This is a genomic window from Candidatus Pelagibacter communis (assembly GCF_001180205.1).
In the GTDB taxonomy this organism is placed as follows: Bacteria; Pseudomonadota; Alphaproteobacteria; order Pelagibacterales; family Pelagibacteraceae; genus Pelagibacter; species Pelagibacter ubique_O.
Genome location: NZ_CVSU01000124.1, coordinates 1 through 676, shown reverse-complemented (window position 1 = coordinate 676; position 676 = coordinate 1). Strand labels below are relative to the sequence as shown.

At 35.2% G+C, this 676-nt stretch carries 1 pseudogene; it reads right to left on the bottom strand.

The features are described from left to right. Positions 1-676: pseudogene (locus AMO08_RS05840) on the bottom strand (hypothetical protein); the annotation flags it as partial.

Sequence of the window (676 nt, the reverse complement as noted above, 5' to 3'; positions counted from 1 at the left end):
AAAATGAAGAATCTGCATCTGCATCTAAATCAAACTGGCTATATGGCTGCCAACCCACATGAATTCCTTCATCATCAAATATCCTCTGATTTGGAGAGCCCCATGTATTACCACCATCCGTACTTTTATAAATTTTATATCCTTCAAAATCTGTATATGTAGTTACAACATCTTTAGATACTTCAGCACCATCTGTCCAATAAATTGTCACCTTTTCATGATCTGTCTCAGCAGCCACTTGTGGAGCTGTTGGTGGTGAATAACCCTGATAATGAGCATTATACATAATTTGAGCAAATTCAGCATTACGAATTAAATCAGTATGATTTTGTCCAAAAATAATACAAAAAGAAAAAGAAACCTGTTCTCCAACCTCAAGATCAAAAGGTCCAGAACTCATTTCTAATACACAATCTAAACCATCTGGATCTGTTGTGAAAAACTCTGTTTCTGATAAACCTAATAATGAATCAAAATGAGGATTTAACATCTCACCAAGATCTGTAGATGGATCATCAGTATGAAAATACCATTTTTTTTCATTTTCAGATAGATTAGTTGTATCACCAGCCATTAATTTGTAATTAATTTCTTCTTTATTAAGAGCCTGGGGAGCACCAGCGCTACCTGCATTTGATCCTTGATTCCCTTCTCTATTTACAACCCCTGGGCGATT